The following is a 14748-nucleotide window of genomic DNA, read 5'->3' as shown; positions in this document are numbered from 1 at the left end:
TATTTACGAGCGTAATAAAATATTAGATAGAAAATGATGAACCACAACCACAAGTTGTTGTTGCATTAGGGTTATTAACCACAAAACGGCTACCTTCTAAACTTTCAAGGTAATCGACTTCACCATCAACAAGGTATTGTAAGCTCATTGGATCAATCACCATAGCTACACCTTGCTTTTCAATAGTTAAATCACCGTCATTTACTTTTTCATCAAAAGTAAAGCCATACGAAAAACCTGAACAACCACCACCGGTAACATACACGCGCAGTTTTAGGGCTGGATTTTCTTCTTCGGTAACAAGTGATAAAACTTTATTTGCCGCAGCATCGGTAAATTTAATCGGTAATTCAAGATCTGACATGGTGCTCAACTTAGTACTAACAAGTACGAATAACTACGTTTAATGCGGGTGATTAACGTGAATGAAACTTAAGTGTAAAATTAACTGTAATCACTAATAGGCTAATTATCTTAAACCTGACTAATTTAATCAAGTATTATTCCTGACTTTGCTTGTTGTAGGACTTCTAATAAACAACGCTTATTGGCTAAGCTGCCATTTTACCCGCTTTTCTTGTTTGGCGTATTTTTGCCAACGAGACTTAGCTAAAATAGCTGACACAATAACACTCTCAGGTAAAAAATTTGCTGGTAAAGTAAATTCACCACTGATAATTTGAAAGTACTGAAAACTGAAATCCAAATCTTTTTTATCCAGTGTCGCTACATCTGTTAGTTTAAGTGTTACCGGTTGCTCATCTTGTTGGCCGATAAAATCTAATTCTATATAACCTTTACTGTATCGTCGTTTTAATTGCTGCTGCACTAATGCTACTTGAAAGCGGTATTTATATGGCGTTGATGTTGTTACAATTTTAATACTTTCAACAAAAAGTCCTTCTGCTTGCTTTTCTGGCGCCATCACTTTTTCATAAAAAGCTAACTGCTTTCTTACTTCAAAATTTTGATCCGCTGAAGTTTTCAATAACTGTTGCGCTTGATTATTAGCAAGTTGCTCAATCGCTAATTCGACTTCTAAACTATGGATACGCTCAATGTTTTCTTCTTGCTGTTGATAAAGTCGATTTAATCGACTTTTTTGCTGTTCGAGTGTGGTTACTTGAAAGTGATGATAATAATTACCTAAACGATAACCTATAAAAAGGCACAAGCCGATAACGGTAAAGAGAAATAACGCCGATTTAAACGTACCTAATCGCTCAATAACGACTTTAAGATTTATTTTTGCTAACCATTTCATTTGTAAAGTATTATAATCCTGTAATGATAATATCAATCGCATCAATAAGAAAACATCTCGCTTTGCCAAAGACCTCTTGGCAAATATGTTTACTTGCCATTGTTGGTGGCTGTGCTTCTGCCTTATTGGTGGTGTTATTCACCCTTACTATTGAAGAAATTCAGCAACTTTACCTGATAAAGCGCGACAACTATAACAGTTTAGATGACGTAAGTCGTTTTCAATTACCTATTATCGGCGCACTTGTCATCTTACTGATGGGTTGGCTTACCGGTTATAAATATCTGCGTACAGGTATTCCCTTTGTTTTACATCGATTAAAAGTCGCTCATGGAGTCATGCCTTTTAAAAATACCCTCAATCAATTTTGGGGAAGTGCTGTTGCCCTCGCCTCAGGATTTTCAGTTGGTCGAGAAGGTCCTGCTGTGCATCTTGGTGCAGCATGTAGTAGTTACCTAGGCAGTGTTTTTAAATTACCTTATAACAGTATTCGTACGCTATGCGCTTGTGGCATAGCGGCAGGTATAGCGGCAACATTTAACACCCCAATTGCAGCAGTAATCTTTGTGATGGAAGTCATAATGCGTGAGTATAAAGTACACATATTCATCCCTGTTATGATCGCTGCAATAGTAGGCTCTTTAATTACCAGTAGTGTTTTTGGAACAAGTCATGACTTTCAATATTTTCATACATTAGCACTTGAAAAGCAGCATTATTTTTCATTAATACTACTTGCCATTTTTTTAGGTGGATTAGCTGCCCTCTTTAATAAGTATTTGGTATTTATCATAGAAAAGGGGGTTAAGTATCATATAGTTCCGCGCTTAATTCTGGCGGCAATAATTACCAGTTGTTTGGGGTATTTAGTTCCTAGTGCCATGGGTAGTGGTACTGAAGCGATTGATGTTTCGTTAATTAATGACCTCCCACTCGGTTTTTTATTTAGTTTATTAATAGCTAAATTATTGATGACCATGTTCGCTCTGGGTTTAGGCATTCCTGGTGGTGTTGTTGGTCCAACCATAGGTATTGGAGCCATTGCTGGCGCTTGTGCTGCCGCTATGATGGTTAATTTAATACCAGGTGCTAATAATTTAAGTGGCGATTTTGTTTTAATGGGAATGGCGGGGTTTATGGCGGCAAGTTTAAATGCCCCACTCGCTGCGTTACTTACTGTAGTGGAGTTATCCGGACAACTAGAATTAGTAGTACCAGCGATGATTGTGATCAGTATCGCCAGTATTGTTTCCAGACAACTCTGTAACAATAGATCAATTTTCACTATGCAATTAGATGCTCAAAACTTACTTTACAACAAACCTCCTATTGAAGAATCATTACAAAATATAGGCGTATTGGCGGTAATGAAAGACCAATTGTTAATTTTAGAACACGCAACTAACCGCACCATGATAGGCGAATTACTACGCAATCCCGAAGAAAAACTAGTAATCAATAAAGTATTCGATCCTGAAAGCCACGCCAATCATTATTACTGGGCTAAATTAGATACAGAATTAGCAACAAGCATAGCGCCAACAACAAGCGAATCATCAGAGTCAAAAGTAAACGCTGAAGAAAAGTATGTTACTGAGTTAGATGCTATTTTACAAACCATGGAAGAGTCAGTAACCGCTGAAAATGACAACGACAGCCCTATTATTACTGATACTAAGAACCAAAAAAGTATTGAGCCTGCTAGCATGTTGATATTAGATAAATTGATCCCTTTAGATCATCAAGCAACACTAGCTGAAGCTTATTTGTCTTTGGTAAACCAACGCTCTGGTGCGGTATATATTTATGGTGATGATATTAACCAATGCCTAGGCATAGTCACCTTTGAACAACTTAGAATCTATTTAGTTGAAGGAAATTTGATTTAATGACAACTTTTATACTGAGTAATATGCAATGGTTTAAAGCATTTCACGTGATTTTTATGGTCGCTTGGTTTGCTGGCATTTTTTACTTACCTCGTCTATTTGTTAACCACGCAGAAACTAATTCAAGTGACATAAGCCAGCAACTTAAAGGCATGGAAAAACGCTTACTGTACTTTGTAACTCCCTTTGCTATTTTTACGTTAATTTTGGGGTTACTTATGATCTATGCTTACGGCTATGCCTGGTTTGCTAACGCAACTTGGTTGCATATCAAAATAACGTTAGTGATCATATTGTTTGCTTATCACGGCTATTGTTTTAAATTAGTAAAGATATTTGCTGAAGATAAAAACACCCGTACAGGTCGCTTCTATCGAATATTCAATGAGGTTCCTGTATTGATATTATTTGCCGTAATTATCTTAGCTTACGTAAAACCCATGTAGAAATTCGATATAAAAAAAGGTTAGTACCAAGCAAGAAAGCAAAGCCGATAACGAGTTATTGGTTTTTCAAAATACCGCTAATTAGAAGAAAATAAGGATAAAGAAGCTGCTATTGCATTTTATTGTTCTGAACTCAGCTTAACTAAATTAATAACTAAATTAATAACTAAATTAATAGTTAAATTAATACTCTGTCTATCCTTAGTTCACTAGCACGAAAAATATGATTATATTTTATCCATTTTATAAGTATACTCAAGTAACTATCTTCTATTCTTCTCTCAAGAGCTGCGAAGTTAAAACCTATTAGGAAATAAATTGATGAAATATATTTCATATACATTGCTCTGCATCACATTGTTCCTAGCTCCCTTTCGTTTCGCGTTTGCAGAATCATCAACCACTCAAAAAAATCTCGCTTTAACATCAATAGAAATGCCGCTTATCGTTGGCGGCGAACTTGCTAATGAAAATGATTGGCCTTGGATGAGTGCTTTAGTTTTTACTATTGATGAGTTAACCACTTCGCTTGATGTTGCAGGTGTTGATTACGACAGCTCCCCTTTCTTATATGCGCCTACAGGCCAAGCTAGTGCTGTAATGGTTGACTGCGGCATAGGCGATAGCGCATGTGATTCAGCTACCGGCAAACTATGTTTAATTGCCCGTGGCGAAATAAATTTTTCAGAAAAGGTTAATAACTGCCAGGCTGGTGGCGGTATTGGTGCCATTATTTATAATAATTCACCATCTAAATTAGCCTTCACTTTAGGCGAAGATTTTAGCGGTACAATACCGGTTATCTCTATTAGTCAAAGTCATGGTGCTGAGCTATTAGGGAAACTTGATAGCATTGCGACCATTAGCAATGAGCCTCAAACAACCACGCAAATCGCCAATTGTGGCGCTAGTTTTATTGGTACAAAATGGGTGCTTACAGCCGCGCATTGTGTAAGTGACATTAGCATTGATTTTCTCAAGGTAAACGTCGGTGAATACGATTTAACCGATGGCGCAAGTAATGCTAAAGCCATTGCCAGTATCTATATACATCCTGAATATAATGAAGGCGCCGAGGTAAACAATGATATAGCAATAATTGAACTGGTTGAGTCTATTAACCACCCTGCAATTACGTTACTTAACGCCACTGAAACAACTCAGTTAGCGCTTGATAATAGTCCGGCTACAGTTATAGGTTGGGGTAACGTTGTTGGATATGGACCTTATGAAGTATCGCCAGGTAATAGTCAACCTGATCAATTACGTCAAGTTGAATTAACGCTACTTACTAACAAACAATGTAAAGATAAGTTAGTACAAACTTATAAAGATTTGGACAATAGAACACTTTCCACTGATGACGTTGGTATAACCGACAGCATGATATGCGCACATTTTTTAGGTGGTGGTAGAGGCTCTTGTCAAGGTGATAGTGGCGGGCCATTAGTAGTCAATACTAATCAAGGTTGGCAACAAGTAGGGATTGTGAGTTATGGAATAGGCTGTGCCGACGCTAATTTTCCTGACATTTATACTCGTGTAGGTCAGTTTACCGACTGGATAAATAGCATTACACAGGGAATTGCGATTGAAACGAGTTATAGCTTTCCTATAACACCGCAAAATAAATCACAAACCCAAACACTTAATGTTACTAACAATAGTGTAACAAGCGCCAATTTAACCTTCTCACTAGCAACAGAAATGACCAGTAATCATGGTTTTAATTTAGTCACAGACCATTGCGCATTTCTTGCCGCTAAACAATCTTGCCAAATTCAAATTACTTTTGATGCCAAAACCTTAGGTAAGCAAAACATTACGATCAAAATTGATAGTAATGCTGAAGACATCCCAACAAGTCAGGCTTATATCAGTGCGCAATCTGTTGCCGCTAATACAAATATTAATACGCAATTATCAAATGGATCTACTGAATTGCTTTGGTTTAGCGGTGGAGATAAACCTTGGCAAGTAGACAATACCCAAGCAGGTATAATAAGTGGAGATATTACCGATGGTGAACAAAGCTCAGTATTATTAACCTTCTCAGGCAGCGGAAGTTTATCATTTGATTGGTCTGTCTCTTCGGAAGAAAATTCAGAGGCTCCTGAAGAACCATTCGATGCATTATATTTAATAATTGACGGCGAGCAAATTTCCTTTATCTCTGGTGAAATTGGCTTTGAAACGGTTAAAATTGATAATTTATCTGCTGGAGATCATCAAGTGACCTGGCTATATAAAAAAGACGCTTCAAGTAGTGCAGGCCAAGATCAAGGTTTTCTAAAAAATGTAGCGTTCACAGCAAGTACTCCATCAAATACACCAAGCACCCCGACATCACCTAATGAGCAAACAAGTAATGATTCTAGCGGCGGCAGCACAAGCTTCAATATATTTATAGGCTTATGTATATATCTACAACGTCGATTAAGAATATCTGCACCTTAGAGAAGCTACCGCTCAATACAGTTTAAAAACATAACACTACACTCACTGATCTTAATTAACCTTAAGCTGGTTAATTCCGCTTATAAATTATTGATTTTTAATAGCATAAAGTGATCTTAACGTTATTTTCTAATGTATAACTTCAGTATCCATATACTCAATGGTGTCAGTATCTTATATTGCCGATTATCGTTCACAAACTAGTGAATTTATGCTATATTCTTGCAAATTTTTTCCCTTTCAATGTAACGAATCAAAATGATGAAATTCGAAGGCAACAACATACTGTCCGTATCACAATTTGACCGCGAATCAATTGCGAAAATACTGCAAATTTCGGCTCAGATGGCACCTTATGCGTCACGTCAAAAACGTTGTCACGTACTTAATGGCGCAATATTAAGTAACTTGTTTTTTGAACCAAGTACACGTACTCGGGTTAGTTTTGGCACTGCGTTTAATTTATTAGGCGGATTTGTCCGTGAAACAGTTGGCCAAGAGAATTCATCATTAAGTAAAGGTGAATCTTTATTTGATACCGCTCAAGTAATTAGTGGCTATTCTGATGTAATTGCCATGCGTCATCCACAAATGCATTCAGTAGAACAATTTGCGCAAGGTAGCACGGTTCCTGTAATTAACGGGGGTGATGGCGCCAATGAACACCCGACTCAAGCATTACTTGATTTGTTCACCATTCAATCAGAAATGATGCACTTTAATAAAGGTTTAGATAACTTAAATATTGTTTTAATGGGCGATTTAAAACATGGTCGTACCGTCCATTCATTATCAAAATTACTAAGCCTGTATAATAACGTTAAAGTAACCATGGTTTCACCAACAGCTTTGCAAATGCCGGATAGTGTTATATCTAGCTTAAGTGATGCAGGCCATGAAGTGATTATTACCGACACCATGGCTGGTAATTTATCTGCCGATGTTATTTATCAAACCCGCATTCAACAAGAACGTTTTGCTAGTAAAGATGAAGCCGATTTATATCGTGGTCACTTTAGTTTGAATAAAGATGTTTACCAAAAATACTGTCAAGAAAACACGGTGATCATGCACCCTTTACCACGTGATTCTCGCCCTGAAGCAAATGAATTGGATATCGATTTAAACGATTTAGACAATTTAGCCATATTCAGACAAGCACAAAATGGTGTTTTAGTTCGCATGGCTTTATTTGCATTAACATTAGGTGTTGAAAATCAGTTAACTCAATACGAAAAGCCCGTTAATTGGTACACCAATAAAAACGTTTAACTCTAGTAACTATTTAACAGTACTTATTTTCAAAAGCTAATGACATATATCCAAGTCATTAGCGCGACTTAAAAGACAAAATTATGAATAAATCAGAACAGTTATTTGAACAAGCACAAAAAATAATCCCTGGTGGTGTCAACTCTCCAGTACGCGCATTTAATGGTGTTGGTGGCACGCCTTGTTTTATAAAGCGCGCTCAAGGTGCTTATATTTATGACGCTGACGATAAAGAATATATTGATTATGTTGGCTCGTGGGGACCTATGATCTTAGGTCATAATCACCCAGCTATTCTTAAAGCCGTTATTGAAACAGCACAAAATGGTTTAAGTTTTGGCGCACCAACTGAACTTGAAATTACCATGGCCAATAAGGTTCGTGAATTAGTGCCTTCCATGGAGTGTTTACGCATGGTTAGCTCTGGTACAGAAGCAACCATGAGTGCTATACGTTTAGCGCGAGGTTATACTGGCCGCGATAAAATATTAAAGTTTGAAGGAAATTACCACGGCCATGCTGACTCATTGTTAGTAAAAGCAGGCTCAGGTGCATTAACAATGGGCGTGCCAAATTCACCGGGTATACCTGCTGATTTTGCTAAGCATACGCTAACGGTAAGTTACAACAATATTGAAGAAGTTAAAGCCATTTTCGCTAAATATCCTGATGAGATTGCTTGTATTATTGTTGAGCCAGTTGCTGGTAACATGAACTGTATACCTCCTGTTGAAGGCTTTCTTGAAGGTTTACGTGCTGTTTGTGACCAATATAAAAGTGTATTAATTTTTGATGAAGTCATGACTGGCTTTCGTGTTGCTTTAGGTGGCGCACAGGCACACTACAACATCAAACCTGATTTAACGACTTTAGGTAAAGTTATTGGTGGCGGTATGCCTGTTGGCGCCTTTGGCGGCAAACAAGAAATTATGGACTATATCGCGCCTATTGGGCCGGTTTACCAAGCAGGTACTCTGTCAGGTAATCCTATTGCGATGGCTGCAGGTTTAGCCTCTTTAACAGAATTAGCGCAGGGCGATAAGCATGCACAACTGTCTGCCGGCACAGAAAAACTAGCAATGGGCTTAAAAGCTGCTGCAGAGCGTAATGGTATTGCTTTGAGTATTAATTATGTAGGTGCTATGTTTGGCTTTTTCTTTACTGAAGATGAAAACCCAATAACCACCTATGAGCAGGCAACTCAGTGTGATGCAGAAATGTTTAAAAAATTCTTTCATTTAATGTTAGATGAAGGGGTTTACCTTGCACCTTCAGCCTATGAAACTGGCTTTTTATCAACTGCACATACTGATGAAATAATTGAAAAAACATTAGCGGCTGCTGATAAGTGTTTTGCTCAATTGTAAGTAATCTGGGAGCAGGTTAAGCCATAACTCTGAACAATGAGCTGAACAATAAGCTGAACAATAAACAAAAAAACGCTAGCGGTATTAATACTGCCAGCGTTTTTTATTGTTTGCATGTGTTATCAACTTATAGCCAATGAAAAATAGCTATATCTTCGAAAAGTATTAAGCGCTCAGCTCACTTTGAATCCAATCTAAACCGTCTTGCCAACCTAAATTTAAACCGTCAAATATTCTTAAATTCCAACCATCATGCTCGCGCATAGTGGCTAAATTCTTCACTTGCTCTTTACTTTCCTTATCGTAAGTTATCACAGCTATAGCTGTTAAATTTTCATGGGAAGCCACATTGAGTTTAGCTTCAAAGGAAAGATCATATTGATGAATTTTATTAACTAATACTGCAAAATTACTTGAAAATGTTTTAGCTAAAAAATCATCATATTCTTCAGTCATCTCTAACGAAATATCAACACCTTTATTTACAATGACTTCTGCGATATGGTCATTTAAAATATTGATTTTAGCAAAACTAAGCTGGTGTTTAATCATACGGCCGTCCAATCTTATTGTACCCTTGAACAATACTACTACATATAATTGTTTTATCCAGTTCAAAAGTTAAATAACAATTGTTCTCTTATAGATTATAGTTTCATAAGTTAATAACAAAAAAACGCCACTCTAAAATATCTCGAAAAAATATTTACTCTCCTCATAGAAAAAATTTATATTAATTCAAAATTAAAGAAAATGGTCAAATAGTTGAACAGTCACTTTCTCGCCAGCCATCACTTTGCCTTGATCTTGTGGCAATATAATAAAGCAATTAGCTTTAGCTAAACTCGATAAAATTCCAGAGCCTTGTGCCCCCGTTGACTTTACTATATTTTCACCTGCATCGTTAACTGACAAATAGCCTCGTTGAAAGTCCATACGCCCCGGTGATTTACGTAAGTCAGAAACACATTTAACCGTGAGCTGAGTTCGCTGTAACGATTGTGCGTTTTGCATTTTAGTTAAAGCAACTAACGCTAATTGATGAAAAGTAACTAATGCTGAAACTGGGTTACCCGGTAAACCAAAAAATACACTGTTAGGTAGTTTCCCAAAAGCAAATGGCTTACCAGGTTTCATCGCTATCTTCCAAAAACCAATTTCCCCTAAATCATCTAATACCGTTTTAGTGTAATCTGCATCGCCCACAGATACTCCACCAGAAGAAATAACTGCATCAGCTTGTTGATCAGCGCTTATAAATGCGGCTTTAATCGCCTTAAAATCATCCTCGATAATGCCAAAATTAATGACTTCAACATGTAGCTTTTCCAGCATCGCTGATAATACAAAGCTGTTAGTTTCATAAATATCGCCTGAGCGCAATGCTTGTCCTGGTATCTTTAACTCATCACCAGTAGCGATTAAAGCGACTTTTAGTTTTCGATAAACACTCACTTTAGCCACACCTAACGAAGCTAATACACCTATATCAACCGCTGATAATTTTCTACCGGCCTGTAATACTTGTTGGTTAATTTTAATATCTTCGCCTGAATTTCTAATATTGTCGCCAAAACTCTTTTCTTGTAAAAAAGTGATCTGCTCGCCATCAACACTAACATTTTCTTGCATCTCAACCGTATCGCAGTCACTTGGCATTTTCGCGCCTGTCATAATACGAATACATTCACCTGCTTTACATTCTCCTTCAAAAGGCGCACCCGCCATTGACCGACCGACCATTGTTAGGGTTTTATTCTTAGCTAAACTTGCCACTGCAAAAGCATAACCATCCATAGCTGAATTATCATGCGGCGGCACATTTAAAGGGCTAACAATATCTTTAGCTAAGACGTAATTTAACGCCTGCTCAATAGGTAAAGTTAAAGTGTCGGTAATAGAGGAAACTTGCGCTAACATATTAGTTAACGCGTCTGCAAAGGGTAAAAGTCCTGGTGCTGAGCAACAATCTGACATAAAAACTCGCTTAAATATTACATAAATAAATAGATATTGTTTCTTTCACGATTTAATTCGCTTTAAATTGAATAAATTTTAACTTTGAAAGATCAACATCCTCTAACTAAGCTTAGTATCTCTATATCGCGACGAATTTAATAGTACTAAAAACACAGTTTTATTGATTTTGATCACTATTGTGCACACGAAAAAGAATTACCATCAATTCATCAGATTAAGATATACTCAAATAAGTACAGAGCTCAGCAAGAGCTTCATTTATAACACCGAGCTAGCCCAGCTAAAGTTACTTTAGTAATTATGTTGTGCTATGCCGTAGCTAAGCCCTTATATTGTAATAATATTATTTATAGCTTAGTTGCCAGGGTTAACAAGGAAACGCGTTAGCCTCCCTACATTTGGAAAGGTGACATGTTAACAGACAATTTTGGCCGTAGGTTTTCATACCTACGACTTTCGATTACTGATGTTTGCAATTTCAGTTGCACTTATTGTTTGCCTGATGGTTATCAGTGCGATCAGCCGCGTGATTTTTTATCCATTCCTGAAATAAAACGCATTGCTAAAGGCTTTGCTGAATTAGGTACTGAAAAAATTCGTATTACCGGTGGCGAGCCAGCACTGCGTAAAGACTTGCCTGAAATAATCCGTATTTGTAAACAAACTCCCGGCATCAAAAAAGTCGCGATTACTAGCAATGGTTTTAAACTGCCTGAGCATTTACCGCAGTGGTTAGATGCCGGTATTGACGCTATTAATATTAGTATCGACAGCTTAGATCCTCGCCAATTTCACGCGATAACAGGCCACGACAAGCTTAATACAATTCTTGAAGGTATTGATATGGCATTAGCCGATGGCAGAGCTTCGGTTAAGGTTAATACCGTGCTAATGCGTGAATATAGTGGCAAAGACATTCAAAGTTACCTCAACTGGCTGAAAGACACGCCTATCACCCTACGCTTTATTGAGTTAATGCAAACTGGCGATAATAAAGAATTTTTTGATGCACAACATGTGCAAGGTGCTCGTATTAAGCAAAACTTAATTCTTGATGGCTGGCTTCCTGTTATTCAAAATAAATCAGCAGGCCCTGCGCAAGAATTTTATCATCCTGATTACCAAGGAAAAGTAGGGTTAATAATGCCCTACTCTAAAGACTTTTGTAATACTTGTAATCGCTTACGCATTAGCTCAAGTGGTAAATTACATTTATGTTTATTTGGTGAAGAAGGCTTGTCATTACGTGAAGAATTACAAAGTGATGATCTTAAGCCGCTACAGCATAAAATAGTTTCTTTACTGGGTGATAAAAAAGCGACCCATTATTTACATGAAAAGCTTACTGGTGCCACTAAGCACCTGGCTATGCTAGGAGGTTAACAATGCTTATTCAAGATATTGGTGACCTAAATAACAAACATCTAGCTGTTGACTGTTTGGGTGTAGTTTTGGCAGGTGGCTTATCGTCTCGTATGGGGCAAGATAAAGCGCAGCTTACGCGTTCGAACGACACCTTAAACAAGGCCTCAACACACAGCTGGGCACAAACGTCTGGGCAAAGCATGTTGGATTTTTCTAAGCAGTTATTAACAGATTCTGGCATCGCTAATATTGTCATTAGTGGTGACCACCATCAAATACCTGATTTAGTGCCACAATCTGGACCAGTTGGTGGAATTTACAGTGTTTTAGCGCATTGTTTACAACAATACCCTGAACATTTACAACCTAAATCATTCTTGATTCTCCCCGTTGACTTGCCATTAATGACGCCTGCAGCAATAGCTGAATTACGCCTTAAAGGTGAGCTTAGCCGCAAAGCTACATTCTTTAGTGATACGCAAAAACAGATACATCATATTCCACTGTATCTACCAAATAATGCTTTCTTGAGTGCATTTTTAAGCCAAGCTTTTCATCAATATATTTTAGTAAATCAAGATTCAAATCGTGTTAAGGGTGAAAATAAAAATGCTCCATCCGTGCGCTCAATGTTAGCGAAAATACCTCATCAGGCCATTAGCAGTAAAAATAGCAAATTATTATTTAATACCAATACGCCAGAACAATGGCATCAAGCACAACAACAATTTAAGTAATCATTAAAAAATAAAATCTCATTAACTTTTCAGTAAAAATTAGTAAAGGATAAACCTATGTCAGGACATGGCGGTAAACAATTTATACCATTAAATATTGCAGTGTTAACCGTATCAGACACTCGTACCGAGGAAAATGACACCTCAGGACAAGCACTGGTTGAGCGGTTAACTCAAGCAGGTCATAATCTAGCCGACAAAGCTATTGTGATTGATGATGTCTACCAACTACGTGCACAAGTATCAAAATGGATTGCCGATGATAGCATTCAAGCAATTATATCAACCGGTGGCACAGGTTTTACCATTCGTGATAATACCCCTGAAGCATTAATTCCATTATTTGATAAAGCAGTCGAAGGTTTTGGGGAAGTCTTTCGTCATGTTTCATTAGCTGAAATTGGTACTTCAACAATTCAATCGCGTGCTTTTGGTGGCATAGCCAATAAAACCGTAGTGCTTTGTGTTCCGGGGTCAACCAACGCCTGTAAAACAGCCTGGGATAAAGTTATTAAAGAGCAGTTAGATAACAGCCATCGTCCGTGTAACTTTGTGCCGCATCTTAACTTAACAGCAGCACAATGTGAGACTCGCGGCTAATGGCAACTACTCCTAACACACCAGAGCTGAAACCAGAACTGAAACCAGAACTGAAACCAGAGCTTAGCCACCTTAATCAACAAGGTGAAGCAAATATGGTTGATGTAACTGAAAAGGCTATGACCTCGCGCACTGCAACTGCACAAGGTTTTATTAAAATGAACCGTGCGACTTTTGACTTGATCACCACAGGTAAACATAAAAAAGGTGATGTATTCGCTGTTGCCCGTATTGCAGGTATTCAAGCAGCGAAGAAATGCAGTGATTTAATTCCATTGTGTCATCCGTTAATGCTAACTAAGGTGCAAGTTGATTTCATCCTTGATGATGAAAACAGCCAAGTACAAGTGACTAGCTTATGTAGATTAACAGGGCAAACAGGAGTTGAAATGGAAGCATTAACAGCAGTATCTATCGCCTGTTTAACTTTATTTGATATGTGTAAAGCTGCAGATCCTGCCATGGTTATTCACGGTATTGAAGTATTAACTAAAGAAGGCGGTAAATCAGGTCACTGGCAAACACCATCAGCTTAAGCGACTTTCTAAAATCTAGAACCTAGGTACTAGCGCCTATGCTCTAAATAGTAGGGTTTAATTAAATTTTGAGATTATTATGATTAACATTGTTTTTTTTGCAGCTCTGAGAGAGCAACTTGATTGCGCACAATTATCAATTGCCGCAGAAGATGTAAAAACAGTTGCCGATATCAAACAACTATTGAGTGATAAAAGCGAAAAGTGGCAACAAACCTTTAGCAACGCCTCACTTTTATCAGCAGTAAATCATGACATGGTTAATGCTGAGCATCGGGTTAAATCAGGTGATGAAGTGGCTTTTTTTCCACCAGTTACAGGTGGATGATGCCAGTTAATAGCGAAATACTTATGAATAACAACATTGAACAACAAGAGATATCTATTCAAAATGAAGACTTTAGCCTAGCCGAAGAAGTGGCGTTGCTTGAGCATGATAACCTCACCGATGGCGCTGTAGTTACTTTTACTGGCAGAGTAAGAAATAACAATAATGGCAATATAGTTACCACGCTAACGCTTGAACATTATCCTGGCATGACAGAAAAGTCGCTTGCCAAAATAATTATCGAAGCTAAAGAGCGTTGGAATATAGGTCGTGTAAAAGTTATTCATCGTATTGGCGAATTAACCATTGGCGATCAAATAGTGTTTGTTGGCGTGACGAGTAAACACCGTCAAGATGCCTTTGCCGCAAACGAATTCATCATGGATTATTTAAAAGTCAGTGCCCCTTTTTGGAAAAAAGAGCGTATTAATCATAACGGTGAAACCTCTGAAAACTGGCTTGATGCAAAAACTACTGATACTGACAAAGCAGATCTTTGGGGCTAAT

General features: G+C 37.6%; 15 protein-coding genes and 1 riboswitch. Of the genes, 11 read left to right on the top strand and 4 right to left on the bottom strand.

From position 1 onward, the window contains the following. Positions 1-22: 22 nt before the first annotated feature. Both erpA and CWS31_RS00775 read right to left on the bottom strand, forming a co-directional pair. The gene (erpA, locus tag CWS31_RS00780) at positions 23-364 is read right to left on the bottom strand and encodes an iron-sulfur cluster insertion protein ErpA (RefSeq protein ID WP_101343253.1); all 342 of its coding nucleotides are present in this window, start codon (positions 362-364) and stop codon (positions 23-25) included. Between the two features lie 180 nt (positions 365-544). Then, complete coding sequence (locus CWS31_RS00775) at positions 545-1264, bottom strand: DUF6776 family protein (protein WP_101343252.1); 720 nt, start codon at positions 1262-1264, stop codon at positions 545-547. A 23-nt stretch (positions 1265-1287) separates the two neighbouring features. Here CWS31_RS00775 and CWS31_RS00770 point away from each other — a divergent pair, with 23 nt between their 5' ends. The 5 genes from CWS31_RS00770 to hemL all read left to right on the top strand — a co-directional run bounded on the left by CWS31_RS00770 (position 1288) and on the right by hemL (position 8695). Further along, on the top strand, positions 1288-3153 hold the full coding sequence (locus tag CWS31_RS00770) for a chloride channel protein (RefSeq protein WP_246143247.1): 1866 nt from the start codon (positions 1288-1290) through the stop codon (positions 3151-3153). Continuing rightward, entirely contained in the window at positions 3153-3599 is a 447-nt protein-coding gene (gene hemJ / locus CWS31_RS00760; protein ID WP_101343251.1) for a protoporphyrinogen oxidase HemJ, read from the top strand. Before CWS31_RS00770 ends, hemJ begins: the two co-directional genes overlap by 1 nt. 321 nt (positions 3600-3920) lie before the next feature. After that, complete coding sequence (locus CWS31_RS00755; protein WP_101343250.1) at positions 3921-6056, top strand: trypsin-like serine protease; 2136 nt, start codon at positions 3921-3923, stop codon at positions 6054-6056. A gap of 258 nt (positions 6057-6314) precedes the next feature. Further along, the gene (locus tag CWS31_RS00750) at positions 6315-7328 is read left to right on the top strand and encodes an aspartate carbamoyltransferase (RefSeq protein ID WP_211355771.1); all 1014 of its coding nucleotides are present in this window, start codon (positions 6315-6317) and stop codon (positions 7326-7328) included. Between the two features lie 83 nt (positions 7329-7411). Continuing rightward, a complete protein-coding gene (hemL, locus tag CWS31_RS00745; RefSeq protein WP_101343249.1) occupies positions 7412-8695 on the top strand; it encodes a glutamate-1-semialdehyde 2,1-aminomutase in 1284 nt (427 codons plus the stop codon). Between the two features lie 165 nt (positions 8696-8860). Here the strand turns inward: hemL and CWS31_RS00740 are convergent, their stop codons facing one another. Both CWS31_RS00740 and moeA read right to left on the bottom strand, forming a co-directional pair. Next, a complete protein-coding gene (locus CWS31_RS00740; RefSeq protein WP_101343720.1) occupies positions 8861-9247 on the bottom strand; it encodes a hypothetical protein in 387 nt (128 codons plus the stop codon). Positions 9248-9439: 192 nt separating this feature from the next. Further along, positions 9440-10672, bottom strand: coding sequence for a molybdopterin molybdotransferase MoeA (moeA, locus tag CWS31_RS00735; RefSeq protein WP_101343248.1), 1233 nt, complete (start codon positions 10670-10672; stop codon positions 9440-9442). A gap of 255 nt (positions 10673-10927) precedes the next feature. Continuing rightward, positions 10928-11101, top strand: a riboswitch (molybdenum cofactor riboswitch). Here moeA and moaA point away from each other — a divergent pair. The 6 genes from moaA (at position 11087) to moaE (ending at position 14747) form a co-directional block, all read left to right on the top strand. Beyond that, a complete protein-coding gene (moaA, locus tag CWS31_RS00730; protein WP_101343247.1) occupies positions 11087-12058 on the top strand; it encodes a GTP 3',8-cyclase MoaA in 972 nt (323 codons plus the stop codon). It overlaps the preceding riboswitch by 15 nt. 2 nt (positions 12059-12060) lie before the next feature. Further along, positions 12061-12777, top strand: coding sequence for a molybdenum cofactor guanylyltransferase (gene mobA, locus CWS31_RS00725; RefSeq protein WP_101343246.1), 717 nt, complete (start codon positions 12061-12063; stop codon positions 12775-12777). A gap of 57 nt (positions 12778-12834) precedes the next feature. Then, on the top strand, positions 12835-13377 hold the full coding sequence (moaB, locus tag CWS31_RS00720; protein WP_101343245.1) for a molybdenum cofactor biosynthesis protein B: 543 nt from the start codon (positions 12835-12837) through the stop codon (positions 13375-13377). Continuing rightward, positions 13377-13913, top strand: a complete 537-nt coding sequence (gene moaC, locus CWS31_RS00715; protein WP_101343244.1) for a cyclic pyranopterin monophosphate synthase MoaC — start codon at positions 13377-13379, stop codon at positions 13911-13913. Before moaB ends, moaC begins: the two co-directional genes overlap by 1 nt. Positions 13914-13992: 79 nt before the next feature. Next, on the top strand, positions 13993-14241 hold the full coding sequence (gene moaD / locus CWS31_RS00710; protein WP_101343243.1) for a molybdopterin converting factor subunit 1: 249 nt from the start codon (positions 13993-13995) through the stop codon (positions 14239-14241). A 23-nt stretch (positions 14242-14264) separates the two neighbouring features. Continuing rightward, positions 14265-14747: a molybdopterin synthase catalytic subunit MoaE gene (moaE, locus tag CWS31_RS00705; protein ID WP_101343719.1), complete on the top strand. Its 483-nt coding sequence runs from the start codon at positions 14265-14267 to the stop codon at positions 14745-14747. Position 14748 lies beyond the last annotated feature (1 nt).

Source organism: Colwellia echini, assembly GCF_002843355.2.
Taxonomy (GTDB): domain Bacteria; phylum Pseudomonadota; class Gammaproteobacteria; order Enterobacterales; family Alteromonadaceae; genus Colwellia; species Colwellia echini.
The sequence above is the reverse complement of the archived record's forward strand: the minus strand, read 5'-3'. Positions and strand labels throughout refer to the sequence as shown.